The organism is Pseudomonas sp. PDM22 (assembly GCF_014851965.1).
GTDB lineage: Bacteria > Pseudomonadota > Gammaproteobacteria > Pseudomonadales > Pseudomonadaceae > Pseudomonas.
Genome location: NZ_JACVAR010000012.1, coordinates 1 through 13,035 on the forward strand (window position 1 = coordinate 1; position 13,035 = coordinate 13,035).

Here is a 13,035-nt window from a genome sequence, read left to right on the forward strand (position 1 = left end):
TCAGGGAGAGGGAGCAAATCGTGCCGGCTGACGCTGTGGTTTCATCCGGCACCGAACGGTCCCCTCTCCCCCTGGGAGAGGGTTAGGGTGAGGGCCGATCCGAGCACAGATCTATCCGGTAGGAGCAAGCCATGCCCGCGATCGCGCGCAGGGCGGCGCTCCTGCAGTCGATTCAGGCGATGACCCTCAGCCCTCCGCCAATTCCAGAAACGCACTGACCACCCGCAACCCCCGGCGCCGCTCCAGGCAGCCGATGGCGTGGCGGTTGAGCAACCCATCGCCACCCAGTGGAATGGCCTTCACCCGTGGGTCCGGGCTGACCTCCAGCGACGACACGATGCCGATCCCCAGCTCCGCTGCCACCGCTTCGGTCACGGCCTCGCGGCTGTCCAGTTCCAGCAGCACGCGGGGCTCGACCGATGCCGCCGAGCAGGCCGCATCGAAGGTGCGCCGGGTGATTGAGTCAGGCTCGCGCAGCACCATGATCTGCCGGTCCAGCTCCCCCAGCGGTAGTTCGCCAGCATGCTCGCTCCAGGCGTGGCTGGCCGGCACCAGGGCGCAGATGCGCGACTCCACCAGCTCGCGCAGGAACAGTCCGGCGCGCGGCTCCACCTCGGTCAGCACGGCGATATCGACGTGCTCGTCCATCAGCGCGGCAAGGGTTTCCTGCGCATTGCCCAGGCGCAGGTTGACGGTGATGCCGGGGTAGCGCGCGCGCAGCCGGGCAAGCATCGGCATCACCAGGTGCGGGCCGTCGGCGGCCACTTCGATACGCCCGGTCACCAGCTCGCGGCTGGCGTCGAGCACGGCTTCGGCTTCCTCCTCCAGGGCAAACAGGGTGCGACTGATGGCCGACAGGCGTACGCCATCTTCTGTCAGCTCCACGCCGCGCGCGGTGCGGCGGAACAGATTGACCTGGTAGTGCTCCTCCAGCGCCTTCACGTGCCCGGTCACGGCCGGCTGGCTGATGAACAGGCGCTCGGCGGCGCGGGTGAAGCTGCGTTCGCGGGCGACGGCGTCGAAGGCGCGGAGCTGGAAGAGGTTCATGAGGTATATGTCCGGCTTATGCAGTGCATCGTGATAAACAATTTGAACGATATCTTCCCGGCCGGCAAGTTATGCCCAGGCCGCCGCGATCCCGCCCCGGCCCAACCGAATTCAGCCCTGACGACGTTCCCACGAAAGAGGAATCGAGCATGAGCACTGCCGAGCGAGCCCCCATCCTGCTGACTCCCGGTCCGCTGACCACGTCCCCCCGCACCCGTCGCGCCATGATGGTCGACTGGGGCTCCTGGGACCGCGACTTCAACGACCTGACCGCCGACGTCTGCAAGCGCCTGCTGGCGATCATCCACGGCGAGGCGAGCCACACCTGCGTGCCCCTGCAGGGCAGCGGCACCTTCTCCGTCGAAGCCGCCATCGGCACCCTGGTACCGCGTGACGGCAAGGTGCTGGTGCTGATCAATGGCGCCTACGGCAAGCGACTGGCGAAGATCTGCCAGGTGATCGGCCGTGAGTTCAGCACCTTCGAAACCGAAGAAGACGTGCCGACCACCGCCGCCGACGTGGACCGCCTGCTCAGCGCAGACCCGAGCGTCACCCATGTGGCGCTGATCCACTGCGAAACCAGCACCGGCATCCTCAACCCGCTGGCCGAGATCGCCAGGGTCATCGAATCCCACGGCAAGCGCCTGATCATCGATGCCATGAGTTCCTTCGGCGCGCTGGACATCGACGCCCGCCACATCCCCTTCGATGCGCTGATCGCCGCTTCCGGCAAATGCCTGGAAGGCGTACCAGGCATGGGCTTCGTCTTCGCCCGCAGCACCGCCCTGAACGCCAGCGCCGGCAATTGCCACTCGCTGTCCATGGACCTGCAGGACCAGCACGCCTACATGGCCAAGACCGGCCAGTGGCGCTTCACCCCGCCGACCCACGTGGTGGCCGCGCTGCACGAAGCGCTGAGCCAGTACGAGGAAGAGGGCGGTCTCGCGGCCCGTCATCAGCGTTACGCAAACAATTGCCAGACTCTGCTGGCGGAGATGGCCGAACTGGGGTTCCGCAGCTTCCTGCCGGCCGAGATCCAGGCGCCGATCATCGTCACCTTCCATGCCCCCAGTGACGCCCGCTACACCTTCACCGAGTTCTACAACCGGGTGCGCGAGAAGGGCTTCATCCTCTACCCGGGCAAGCTGACCCAGGTGGAAACCTTCCGCGTCGGTTGCATCGGCCAGGTCGACGCCAGCGGCATGCGCGCCGCCGTCGCGGCCATCGCCGAGACGCTGAAGGAAATGGAAGTCTTCGAAATCTGACGCCCGCCCGAATTCCCACAGGATTGAACGCCATGAATTACGCACAACCCAAGCAACTGCAAGCCGTCATCCTCGACTGGGCCGGCACCGTGGTCGACTTCGGCTCCTTCGCGCCGACCCAGATATTCGTCGAGGCCTTCGCCGAGTTCGGCGTCCAGGTCAGCCTGGAAGAAGCCCGCGGCCCGATGGGCATGGGCAAGTGGGACCACATCCGCACCCTGTGCGACATCCCGGCCATCGCCGAACGCTACAAGGCCAAGTTCGGTCGCGTACCGAGCGACGATGACGTCACCGCCATCTACGAGCGCTTCATGCCGCTGCAGATCGAGAAGATCGCCGAGCACTCGGCGCTGATTCCCGGCGCGCTGGATGCCATCGCTGCGCTGCGCAAGGGCGGTCTGAAGATCGGTTCCTGCTCCGGCTACCCCGCAGTGGTGATGGAGAAGGTCGTCGCCCTGGCGAAGACCAACGGCTACGTCGCCGACCATGTGGTCGCTACCGATGAAGTGCCCAACGGCCGTCCGCACCCGGCCCAGGCACTGGCCAACGTGATTGCCCTGGGCATCAACGACGTGGCGGCCTGCGTGAAGGTCGATGACACCTGGCCGGGCATCCTCGAAGGCCGCAGTGCCGGCATGTGGACCGTGGCGCTGACCTGCTCGGGCAACGCCCTGGGTCTGACCTATGAGCAGTACAAGGCGCTGCCGGCGGAGAAACTGGAGCAGGAACGTCGCCGCATCGGCCAGATGTTCGAAGGCTCGCGCCCGCACTACCTGATCGACACCATCGCCGAACTGCCGGCGGTGATTGCCGACATCAATGCGCGCCTGGCGCGGGGTGAGATGCCGCAGGGCAGCTGACGCCTGGTGTTCTTGAAAAAGGCCCGCTTTGTGCGGGCCTTTTCATGGGGGTAGTGCATACGGTCGCGGGCCATGCCCGCGATCAGCGCCGACAGGCGCGACTGTCAGCAGTAATCAGTTCACAACGTTCCGCACAAACCGCACCAGCACATCCCCATGGTTCTGGTAGGAAAACGGCTGGTTGCTCTTGAATACGTGGAAACCGCCGGCGTCGACCTCCACCGTTTCCTCGGCAAGGACGATGGTCAGCCGGCCTTCGATGACATAGGCCATGTCGTACCAGCCTTCGGCATCGGGCTCGGCGTTGTAGCGGTCGCCGGGGGCGAGCGTCCAGTGCCAGAGCTCGGCCTGACGGGTGGCGGGGGTGCTGGCGAGGAGGGTGCCGCGGCTGTCGGCCTGTTGGCCGCCCCAGGCGACGGCGTCGACGCGGGACAGGCCGCCGGTGGACGGCGGGCGAACCAGGTCGGCGAAGGTGACTGTCAAAGCGGCGGCGATGCGGTCGAGGGTAGCGAGGCTGACGTTGGTGTCGCCGCTCTCGATGCCGACCAGCATCCGCCGGCTGACGCCCGAGGCCTTGGCCAGCGCGTCCTGGCTGAAGCCGGCATTGCGGCGGTGCGTCTTCACGTTATCGGCGACGTGCACCAGCACGCTGGGACGTTCGGAAGGAGTGGGCAGTATATTGCTCATTCTGGCCTTTTTGCGCATTATGTTGCGCATAACAGTCAACCAAGAAATCCCAACCGTTGCAACGCCTGTTCAGGTCCGCATCATGCCTCGCTCTCGCTTTATTTCCACTGCCTTCCCCATTCTCATCCTGATCGTGTCCATGGCCTCGATCCAGACCGGCGCATCGGTCGCCAAGAGCCTGTTCCCGGTGCTCGGCGCCGAAGGCGTGACCTCCATGCGCCTGATCTTCGCGGCCATCCTCCTGCTGGCGATCCTCCGCCCGTGGCGCACCTCGCTGCGCGGCAAGCCGCTCAAGCCGCTGTTCATCTACGGCGTGACGCTGGGCCTGATGAACCTGACCTTCTACATGGCGCTGCAGACCATTCCGCTGGGCGTTGCCGTGGCGCTGGAGTTCACCGGGCCGCTGGCAGTCGCGCTGTTCTATTCGCGCAAGCCGATCGACTTCCTGTGGATCGCCATTGCCGTGGTCGGCCTCGGCCTGCTTCTGCCGATCGCCGACTTCGGCCACGGCATCGACCCCAAGGGCGCCGCGCTGGCGCTGGGGGCGGGCGTCTGCTGGGGGCTCTACATCATCTTCGGCCAGCGCGCCGGTAACGACCTGGGCGCGCAGGGGGCTGCGCTGGGCATCAGCATCGCGGCGATCTGCGTGGCGCCCATCGGCCTTGCGCACAGCGGCATGGCGCTGTTCGATATCAGCCTGTTCCCGGCGTTGCTGGGCGTGGCGATCCTCTCCAGCGCCTTGCCCTACACCCTGGAAATGGTGGCGCTGACTCGCCTGCCGGCGCGGACTTTCGGTACCCTGATGAGTATCGAGCCGGCCTTCGGCGCGCTGTCCGGCCTGGTGTTCCTGGGCGAGCAGCTGACTTCGCATCAGTGGATCGCCATCGGCGCGATCATCGTCGCCTCGGTGGGCACGACGCTGAGCAGCCGGCCGAAGCCGGCGCTGGTTACCGACTGATCCTCCCTGCGCTACGAAGAAGCCGCCCTTGGGCGGCTTTTTGCTTTTGTAGGATGGGTGGAGCGCAGCGATACCCATGCTGTCCGTGCACGGGACTGATGGGTATCGCTGCGCTCCACGCCATCCTACGCAGTGTTTTTCCTGCACGACTCCCAAATAAAAAAGCCGCCCTCGGGCGGCTTTCTGCGTTGTGGGCGATCAGCCCGCCGTGCGCATCTCGTTCAGCACGATCTGCCGCCTGGCGCTGCGCGACAGGCGAATGCACAGCATCACCGCGGCGCAGGTCAGACCGACGATCAGGCCCTCCCACAGGCCGCGCGGGCCGGTGGGCTCCTGCAGCCAGTGGGTGAGGCCGAGGCTGTAGCCCACCGGCAGGCCGATGCCCCAGTAGGCGAACAGGGTCATGATCATGGTCGCGCGGGTGTCCTGGTAGCCGCGCAGGGCGCCGGCGGCGGTGACCTGTACGGCGTCGGAGAACTGGAACAGCGCCGAGAACACCAGCAGCGTGGCGGCCAGCGCCAGCACGTCCGGGTCCTGCGTGTAGAGCCCGGCGATATGCTCACGCATCAGCAGCATGCCGCTGGCGGAAATGCAGGCGTACGCCAGCGCCGCGCCCATGCCCACGCCGGCAGCGAAACGAGCATCGCGCGGCGCACCGGCACCGAGCGACTGCCCCACGCGGACGGTGACGGCCATGGCCAGCGAGTAGGGGATCATGAACACCAGTGCGCTGAAGTTCAGCGCCACCTGGTGGCCCGCCACCACTTTCTCGCCGAGTTCGCCGATCAGCAGGGCGATCACCGAGAAGATGCTGGACTCGGCGAACACCGCGATGCCGATGGGCAGGCCGACCCCTACGAGGCTGCCGATCACCTGCGGCTTCGGCAGCTCCCAGTGGCTGAACAGCTGGCTCGGTTTGTAGACCTTGGCCCAGTTCACCCAGACCAGCATGCCCAGCAGCATGAACCACATCACCGAGCCGGTGGCCCAGCCGCAGCCGGGGCCGCCCAGCGCCGGGAAGCCGAGGTGGCCGTAGATCAGCACGTAGTTGATCGGGATATTCAGCATCAGCCCGCAGATGCCCAGCACCATGCTCGGCCGGGTGCGCCCCAGGCCATCGCTGAAGCAGCGCAGCACGTGATACAGCGCCACCGCCGGCAGGCCGCACGCGATGCCGCGCAGGTAGAAGCAACTGGGCTCGATCAGCGCTTCCTCGACTTTCATCGCCCGCAGCACCGGCTCGGAGAGCAGCCACAGCGTCGCTCCCGCCAGCGGGCCGACCAGCAGCGCCAGCCAGAGCGCCTGGCGCACCAGCGGACCGGTGCCGGCCTGGTCGCCGGCGCCGTAGCGCTGGGCCACCTTGGCGGTGGTGGCGAGCAGGGTGCCGGTCATCAGCAGGAAGATCGGAATCCAGATCGAGTTGCCCAGCGCCACCGCGGCCAGGTCGCGCGGCCCCACGCTGCCGGCCATCACCGCATCGACGAAGCCCATGGCGGTGGTCGCCAGCTGGGCGATCATGATGGGCGCTGCGAGGGTCAGCAGTTCCTTGAGTTCGGTGGCGGTGCGCCGTCCGCGGGAGACGGGCTGGGCGAGGCTGGTCACGGCTTTCCTTGGCAGAAGAAATGAACGGGAAGCCGGCCAGTTTAAGGGCTGTCCGCGCGGTCAGCAAAGCCTGGCGTGTGTGGCGCGGGACCGCGCGCAACGGCGCTGGTAAAGTAGCCGGTGACGATTTCTGGAGTCAGTCCATGCGTATCCTTGCCGATGAAAATATTCCCCTGGTCGAAGCCTTCTTCGGCGCCCATGGCGACATCCGTCGCCTGCCCGGACGCGGGATCGACCGCGCCGCCCTGGGTGATGCCGAAGTATTACTGGTGCGCTCGGTGACGGACGTCAGCCGTGAGCTGCTTCAGGGCAGTCAGGTGAAGTTCGTCGGTACCTGCACCATCGGCACCGATCACCTGGACCTGGACTATTTCGCCGAGGCCGGCATCGCCTGGTCCAGTGCGCCGGGCTGCAACGCGCGCGGTGTGGTGGACTGGGTGCTGGGCAGCCTGCTGGCGCTGGCCGACGTACACGGCGCCAAGCTCTCCGAACGCCGCTATGGCGTGATCGGTGCCGGGCAGGTGGGTGGTCGCCTGGTGGATGTGCTGCGCGGATTGGGCTGGGACGTGCGCGTCTGCGACCCGCCGCGCGCCGCTGCCGAAGGGGGTGATTTCCGCAGCCTGGAAGAAGTGCTGCGCGAGTGCGACGTGATCAGCCTGCACACACCGTTGACCCGCGACGGCGACAACCCGACGCGCCACCTGATCGACGCGCAGCGCCTCAAGGCGCTGCGCCCCGGCACCTGGCTGATCAATGCCAGCCGAGGCGGCGTGGTCGACAACACGGCGCTGCGCATCCACCTGGAGTCCGGCGCGGATATCGACGTGGCGCTGGATGTCTGGGAAGGCGAGCCGGAAGTGAACGTGCAACTGGCCCATCACTGCCGTATCGCCACCCCGCACATCGCCGGCTACAGCCTGGATGGCAAGTTGCGCGGCACGGCGCAGATCTACGAGGCGTTCTGCGCCTGGCAGCGTTGCGAGCCGGCCGTCGATCTCGACGACCTGCTGCCGGCGCAATGGCTGGCCGAACTGAGTCTGAAAGAGGAATGCGATCCGGACTGGGCGCTGGCGATGCTCTGCCGCGCGGTGTACGACCCGCGCAGCGATGACGCCGATTTCCGTCGCAGTCTGATCGGAGACACCCAGACCCGGCGGGCGGCTTTCGACGCGCTGCGCAAGCACTACCCGCCGCGCCGGGAAATCACCGGGCTGTGGGTAGACATCCAGGGCGATTCGCCGCGCCTGGAAAGCCTGCTGACCGCGCTGGGGGCCAACCGGGTCGGGGAGTAGGGCGGACGTGCTGCCGCGCTGTTATTCCGCTTGGCGGCGTGGCGGCTCGCAGGTCTTGTCCAGTTCCTGGCAGGCGCGCTGGATCATGTCTTCGGTAATCGGCACTTCACGGCCCTGGGCATCGATGATCGAGCCGCCGACCGGCTGTTGCGGCTGGCGCGGAGTGGGGCGGGGGGCGGATTCACGGTGGGTTTGCAGGCTCATGGCCAATCTCCTCTACATCAGTGCATTGCAGTCTAGGCAGATCAGATGAAACCCCGGTGACAGAGGCGGCCAAGGGCAGCGCCTGAAAATCGTCACCGAAGACAGACGACCCGATCGCTCGCAGATTGCGTGCCAATCGCGAGGTCCCCGGTCGTTTGCTTGTCGTTATAGTCAGTGGAGTTGCCGCTTCCCTGGTCCGACCCGGCGTTGCGCCGGTGGTTCGAAGAAGTTTCCCTCGAGGTTGAGTATGGACAGGATTCGCATAGGGCTGATCATCAATCCGCTGGCCGGTATCGGCGGCCCGACCGCGCTCAAGGGCAGCGATGGCGTGGCCGCGCTGGCCCTGGCCCGCGGCGCCGAACCACGGGCGGCGGAGCGCACGCGGGTTGCCCTGGAGCACCTGCTGCCGGTGCGCGAGCGCCTGGAGTTCCTCACCTTTCCCGGCCCGATGGGCGCCGACCTGCTGGCGGACATGGGCTTCGCCCATCGCCTGGTTGGGGCGCTGGAGAAAGAGCAGAGCAGCGCGGCGGATACCCGTCACGCCGTGCAGGCGCTGCAGGAGGCCGGCGTGGCGCTGATTCTCTTTGCCGGTGGCGACGGCACCGCGCGGGATGTGGCCGAGGTGGCCCGCGAAGGCCAGCCGGTGCTGGGCATTCCCGCCGGGGTGAAGATCCATTCCGGGGTCTACACCATCAGCCCGCGCGCGGCCGGGGAGCTGGCGCGGCGGCTGGTGGATGGCGGGCTGGTGCGCCTGACCCAGGGTGAAGTGCGCGATCTCGACGAAGCCGCGCTGCGTGAGGGACGCGTCGCCGCGCGCTGGTACGCCGAACTGACGGTGCCCGAGGAAGGCCACTTCATGCAGCACGTGAAGCAGGCCGGCATGGAGACCGAGGAGCTGGTGCTTGCCGATCTCGCCGCCTGGCTGGAGGACAGCTGGGAGGACGATGTGCGTTACGTCTTCGGCCCCGGCTCGACGCTGCACGGGCTGGCTGCCGACCTGCACCTGGACACCACCCTGCTGGGCGTGGATGTGATCGAGAACGGCGAAGTGATCGCCCGCGACGTCACCGAGGCGCAGCTGTTCGAGCTGGTGGACGGGCACCCGGCCTTCCTGCTGGTGACTGCCATCGGTGGTCAGGGCCACATTCTTGGGCGCGGTAACCAGCAGATCAGCCCGCGCGTGCTGCGCGCCATCGGCATCGAGCGACTGCGGGTGATTGCCACCAAGCGCAAGCTCGGCACCCTCGAGGGCCGGCCGCTACTGGTGGACAGTGGCGATGCCGGGCTGGACGCGAGCTTCCCGGCGGCGGTGCGGGTGTGGGCCGGCTACAAGGAAGAACTGCTCTATCCGCTGGGCTGGGGCAGCGAAGACGAGCTGCCTGCGTAGGGCGAATAACGCCTGAGGCGTTATCCGCCGTGCTGGCGGATAACCCGTTCCGGGTTATGCGCCCTACGGGTGTGGTGGTGCTGGCATCCATCCAAGGCCGCACGCGGTGAGATCGGAGCCGCGAAGCTGAACAACCACTCCTCGGTACGGTGGTGCAGGTAGCCGAGCCTGATCTAGACTCCTTCGCTCCGCGAAACCGGAAGAGGGGGCAGGGCATGCATTCGGGCGGTTGTCTGTGCGGCGCGGTGCGCTACGAGATCAGCGGCGAGCTGGCGCCAATCCAGGTCTGCCATTGCGGCCAGTGTCGCAAGGCACAGGGTGGGCCGTTCGCCACCAATGTCCCGGTGCAGCGCACGGCGTTCCGTCTGCTCAGCGGTGAGTCGGAGCTGGCCGAGTACCGCGCCACGCCGGAAAAGAAACGCGTGTTCTGCCGCACCTGCGGCTCGCCCATCTACAGCGCTCGCGATGCGCTGCCGGACACTTTGCGGGTGCGGGCGGGAACCCTGGACGAGCCCGTGCGGACAAAGCTCGAAGCACATTACTACGTCGACTCCCGCGCCAGTTGGTGGCCGCTGGAGGACAATCTGCCCCATCACGGGGGCGCCAGGTCGGAATGAAGGAGCTGGCACCGCCAGCAGCAGTCAGGGAGCAATAAGGTCAGTGGCAATGGAACGGAAATTTCGCGTGCTGGTGCTGGGCGGTTACGGCAACTTCGGCAGCCTGATCGTGCATCGCCTCAGCGGCATCGAAGGCATCCGCGTGCTGGTCGGCGGGCGCGACCAGCGCCGCGCCAATGAACTGGCCGCGCAGGTGGGCGGCGAGGCGGTGTGCCTGGACATGAACCAGCCGACGCTGGCCGGCCGCCTCAATGAACTGAAGGTCGACCTGGTGATTTCCACCGCCGGGCCGTTCCAGGGTCAGGACTATCGCGTTGCCCGCGCTGCCATCGGCGCTCGCGCCCATTACATCGATCTGGCCGACGCCCGCCAGTTCGTCTGCGGCATCCACGAACTCGACCGCGCCGCACGCAGCGCGGGGGTGCTGGTATGCAGCGGCGCCAGTTCGGTGCCTGCTCTGGCGGCCTCGGTGATCGACGAGTTGCTGCCACGTTTCCAGCGCCTGGACAGCATCCACCACGGCATCAGCTCCTCGGCGAAGATTCCCGGCCAGGCCACGGTCTCCGCGGTGCTGGGCTACTGCGGCAAACCTTTGCGCCAGTGGCGCCAGGGGCGCTGGCAGGACGTACACGGCTGGCAGGGGCTGAATCGCCACCGCTTTCCCGCCCCGCTGGGCAAACGCTGGCTGGCCCACTGTGATGTACCGGACCTCGACCTGTTCCCGCAGCGCTACCCCGGTGTGCAGGACGTGCGTTTCTCCGCCGGCCTCGGCCTGAAGCTCACCCAGTTCGGCACCTGGGGCCTGTCGTGGCTGGTGCGCGCCGGGCTGGTGAAGGACGCTGCGCGCCTGGGCGCCAGCCTGCACCGCCTGGCTGTGGCGATGCAGCCATTGGGCGATGGGCGCAGCGGCATGTTCGTCCACCTGCAGGGCGTCGATGGCGACGGCAAACCCCTGGCGCTGTGCTGGGAAATTCTCGCGCATCAGGACCACGGCCCGAACATCCCCTGCATGGCGGCGGTGGCGCTGGCGCGCAAGCTCGCCGCCGGGCAGTTGCGGCAGCGCGGCGCGACCCCCTGTATCGGCCTGCTCACCACGGATGAATATGTGGCCGAACTGGAAGGGCTGGACATCTCCCAGGGGCTGCGCGAACTGGCTGCGCATTGATAGCAGACTGTTGCCCAGGCAACAGTCGATCAGCAGCGTTGTTGCCTGAGTGACATGAAGCGCCGGAAAAACCGGCTGAAGTGCCCGAAAATCATACATTTCCCTGTTGGTACGGCCCTTGCTCAAGGCTTCTGTACCTAGCGCAACAGTCAACAGGGAAAACCCATGACCAGCCCCATCAAAGTGGTCGCCGTCTCCGGCGGCACCTATCGCCCCTCGCGCACCCTGGTGCTCACCCAGGCCGTGCTCGACGCCCTCGGCGAGCAGCTTCCGGTAGAAGCCCGAGTCATCGAACTGGCCGATATCGCCCGCCCGCTGGGCGCCGCGCTGTCGCGCCAGGAGCTTTCCGCCGAGCTGGAAGCCACCCTGCGCGAGATCGAGACCGCCGACCTGCTGGTGGTGGCCTCGCCGGTCTACCGCGGCTCCTATCCGGGCCTGCTCAAGCACCTGTTCGACCTGGTGGACATGAATGCCCTGATCGACACCCCGGTGCTGCTTGCGGCCACCGGCGGCAGCGAGCGCCACGCGCTGGTCCTCGATCATCAGCTGCGCCCGCTGTTCAGCTTCTTCCAGTCGATCACGCTGCCGATCGGCGTGTACGCCAGCGAGGCGGACTTCGCCAACTACCAGATCACCAGCGACACCCTGCGCGCCCGCATCCAGCTGGCCGCCGAGCGCGCCGCGCCGCTGTTCGCCCGTCCGCAACTGCGCAAGACCGCCTGAGGAGCCTTCGATGAATGTGTTCTGGTTCCTGCCCACCCACGGCGACGGCCACTTCCTCGGCACCAGCGAGGGCGCGCGCCCGGTGTCGCTGCCGTACCTCAAGCAGATCGCCCAGGCCGCCGATTCCCTGGGCTACTACGGCGTGCTGATTCCCACCGGGCGCTCCTGCGAGGACTCCTGGGTGGTCGCCTCGGCCCTGGCGCCGCTCACCGAACGCCTGCGTTACCTGGTGGCGATCCGTCCGGGAATCATCTCGCCGACCGTTTCCGCGCGCATGGCCGCGACCCTGGATCGCCTCTCCGGCGGGCGCCTGCTGATCAACGTGGTCACCGGCGGCGACCCGGATGAAAACCGTGGCGACGGCATCCACCTCAGCCATGCCGAGCGCTACGAAGTCACCGACGAATTCCTGCGCATCTGGCGCCGCGTGCTGCAGGGCGAATCCGTGGACTTCGCCGGCAAGCACCTGCAGGTAGAGAACGCCAAGGCGCTCTATCCGCCGATCCAGAAGCCTTATCCGCCGCTGTACTTCGGCGGCTCCTCGGCCGAGGCCCACGACCTGGCCGCCGAGCAGGTCGACGTCTACCTGACCTGGGGCGAGCCGCCGCAAGCGGTCGCGCAGAAGATCGCCGACGTCCGCGAGAAGGCCGCGAAGCAGGGGCGCAGCGTGAAGTTCGGCATTCGCCTGCACGTGATCGTCCGCGAGACCGCCGAGGAAGCCTGGCAGGCCGCCGACAGGCTGATCGCCAACATCTCCGACGAGACCATCAGCAATGCGCAGAAGTCCTTCGCCCGCTTCGACTCCGAAGGCCAGAGGCGCATGGCTGCGCTGCACGGCGGGCGCCGCGACCAGCTGGAGATCTACCCCAACCTCTGGGCCGGTGTCGGCCTGGTCCGTGGTGGCGCCGGCACCGCGCTGGTGGGCGACCCGCAGCAGGTGGCCGAGCGCATCAGGGAGTACGCGGACCTCGGCATCGACAGCTTCATCTTCTCCGGCTACCCGCATCTGGAAGAGGCCTATCGCTTCGCCGAGCTGGTCTTCCCGCTGCTTCCTGAGCCCTACGCCAGCCTTGCCGGGCGCGGCGTGACCAACCTCACCGGGCCCTTTGGCGAAATGATCGCCAACGATGTGCTGCCCGGACGCAAGGCCGGCTGACCCGGCTCTCCGCGCCCCGACTTGCCGGGCACAGGCCCGGCTTGCCCTGAACAGACTCAAGAGGAAGCGAGC

Annotated in this window: 13 protein-coding genes; 9 read left to right on the plus strand and 4 right to left on the minus strand. The window is 67.2% G+C overall.

Translation table 11 applies throughout. The annotated features are described in order from the left end of the window. Positions 1–186: 186 nt before the first annotated feature. Positions 187–1,047, minus strand: a complete 861-nt coding sequence (locus IB255_RS29405; RefSeq protein WP_151186702.1) for a LysR substrate-binding domain-containing protein — start codon at positions 1,045–1,047, stop codon at positions 187–189. A 149-nt stretch (positions 1,048–1,196) separates the two neighbouring features. On the opposite strand from IB255_RS29405, the gene IB255_RS29410 reads away from it, so the two are divergent. Next, positions 1,197–2,312 carry a 2-aminoethylphosphonate--pyruvate transaminase gene (locus tag IB255_RS29410; RefSeq protein ID WP_081516747.1) on the plus strand — a complete coding sequence of 372 codons (1,116 nt, stop codon included), beginning with the start codon at positions 1,197–1,199 and terminating at the stop codon, positions 2,310–2,312. A gap of 32 nt (positions 2,313–2,344) precedes the next feature. Continuing rightward, positions 2,345–3,172 (plus strand): phosphonoacetaldehyde hydrolase, encoded by an 828-nt coding sequence (phnX, locus tag IB255_RS29415; RefSeq protein ID WP_192211235.1) that lies wholly within the window; start codon positions 2,345–2,347, stop codon positions 3,170–3,172. Between the two features lie 114 nt (positions 3,173–3,286). On the opposite strand, the gene IB255_RS29420 is transcribed toward phnX, so the two are convergent. Continuing rightward, positions 3,287–3,889, minus strand: coding sequence for a helix-turn-helix domain-containing protein (locus IB255_RS29420; protein WP_081516749.1), 603 nt, complete (start codon positions 3,887–3,889; stop codon positions 3,287–3,289). Positions 3,890–3,941: 52 nt separating this feature from the next. Between IB255_RS29420 and rhtA the strand changes: the two genes are divergently transcribed. Continuing rightward, positions 3,942–4,817, plus strand: a complete 876-nt coding sequence (gene rhtA, locus IB255_RS29425; RefSeq protein WP_081516750.1) for a threonine/homoserine exporter RhtA — start codon at positions 3,942–3,944, stop codon at positions 4,815–4,817. A 198-nt stretch (positions 4,818–5,015) separates the two neighbouring features. Here rhtA and IB255_RS29430 read toward each other — a convergent pair whose 3' ends face one another. Further along, positions 5,016–6,419 (minus strand): MATE family efflux transporter, encoded by a 1,404-nt coding sequence (locus tag IB255_RS29430; RefSeq protein WP_192211236.1) that lies wholly within the window; start codon positions 6,417–6,419, stop codon positions 5,016–5,018. A gap of 143 nt (positions 6,420–6,562) precedes the next feature. On the opposite strand from IB255_RS29430, the gene pdxB reads away from it, so the two are divergent. Continuing rightward, the gene (gene pdxB / locus IB255_RS29435; RefSeq protein ID WP_081516752.1) at positions 6,563–7,711 is read left to right on the plus strand and encodes a 4-phosphoerythronate dehydrogenase PdxB; all 1,149 of its coding nucleotides are present in this window, start codon (positions 6,563–6,565) and stop codon (positions 7,709–7,711) included. Positions 7,712–7,732: 21 nt separating this feature from the next. Here pdxB and IB255_RS29440 read toward each other — a convergent pair whose 3' ends face one another. After that, positions 7,733–7,915 (minus strand): PA1571 family protein, encoded by a 183-nt coding sequence (locus IB255_RS29440; protein ID WP_045207896.1) that lies wholly within the window; start codon positions 7,913–7,915, stop codon positions 7,733–7,735. A 247-nt stretch (positions 7,916–8,162) separates the two neighbouring features. On the opposite strand from IB255_RS29440, the gene IB255_RS29445 reads away from it, so the two are divergent. The 5 genes from IB255_RS29445 (at position 8,163) to ssuD (ending at position 12,963) form a co-directional block, all read left to right on the plus strand. Next, positions 8,163–9,302, plus strand: coding sequence for an ATP-NAD kinase family protein (locus tag IB255_RS29445; protein ID WP_192211237.1), 1,140 nt, complete (start codon positions 8,163–8,165; stop codon positions 9,300–9,302). 215 nt (positions 9,303–9,517) lie between these two features. Next, positions 9,518–9,919 (plus strand): GFA family protein, encoded by a 402-nt coding sequence (locus tag IB255_RS29450; protein WP_151186710.1) that lies wholly within the window; start codon positions 9,518–9,520, stop codon positions 9,917–9,919. Positions 9,920–9,968: 49 nt separating this feature from the next. After that, complete coding sequence (locus IB255_RS29455) at positions 9,969–11,084, plus strand: saccharopine dehydrogenase family protein (protein ID WP_168190474.1); 1,116 nt, start codon at positions 9,969–9,971, stop codon at positions 11,082–11,084. A gap of 165 nt (positions 11,085–11,249) precedes the next feature. Next, entirely contained in the window at positions 11,250–11,807 is a 558-nt protein-coding gene (msuE, locus tag IB255_RS29460) for an FMN reductase (RefSeq protein WP_081516756.1), read from the plus strand. Between the two features lie 10 nt (positions 11,808–11,817). Next, the gene (gene ssuD / locus IB255_RS29465) at positions 11,818–12,963 is read left to right on the plus strand and encodes an FMNH2-dependent alkanesulfonate monooxygenase (protein ID WP_081516757.1); all 1,146 of its coding nucleotides are present in this window, start codon (positions 11,818–11,820) and stop codon (positions 12,961–12,963) included. Positions 12,964–13,035: the final 72 nt, after the last annotated feature.

Coding starts and splice junctions, on each gene's coding strand:
- IB255_RS29455 (WP_168190474.1), top strand. CDS start 9,969: ATGGAACGGAAATTTCGCGTGCTGGTGCTGGGCGGTTACGGCAACTTC.
- ssuD (WP_081516757.1), top strand. CDS start 11,818: ATGAATGTGTTCTGGTTCCTGCCCACCCACGGCGACGGCCACTTCCTC.
- IB255_RS29410 (WP_081516747.1), top strand. CDS start 1,197: ATGAGCACTGCCGAGCGAGCCCCCATCCTGCTGACTCCCGGTCCGCTG.
- IB255_RS29405 (WP_151186702.1), bottom strand. CDS start 1,047: ATGAACCTCTTCCAGCTCCGCGCCTTCGACGCCGTCGCCCGCGAACGC.
- IB255_RS29440 (WP_045207896.1), bottom strand. CDS start 7,915: ATGAGCCTGCAAACCCACCGTGAATCCGCCCCCCGCCCCACTCCGCGC.
- IB255_RS29445 (WP_192211237.1), top strand. CDS start 8,163: ATGGACAGGATTCGCATAGGGCTGATCATCAATCCGCTGGCCGGTATC.
- IB255_RS29450 (WP_151186710.1), top strand. CDS start 9,518: ATGCATTCGGGCGGTTGTCTGTGCGGCGCGGTGCGCTACGAGATCAGC.
- IB255_RS29420 (WP_081516749.1), bottom strand. CDS start 3,889: ATGCGCAACATAATGCGCAAAAAGGCCAGAATGAGCAATATACTGCCC.
- rhtA (WP_081516750.1), top strand. CDS start 3,942: ATGCCTCGCTCTCGCTTTATTTCCACTGCCTTCCCCATTCTCATCCTG.
- msuE (WP_081516756.1), top strand. CDS start 11,250: ATGACCAGCCCCATCAAAGTGGTCGCCGTCTCCGGCGGCACCTATCGC.
- pdxB (WP_081516752.1), top strand. CDS start 6,563: ATGCGTATCCTTGCCGATGAAAATATTCCCCTGGTCGAAGCCTTCTTC.
- phnX (WP_192211235.1), top strand. CDS start 2,345: ATGAATTACGCACAACCCAAGCAACTGCAAGCCGTCATCCTCGACTGG.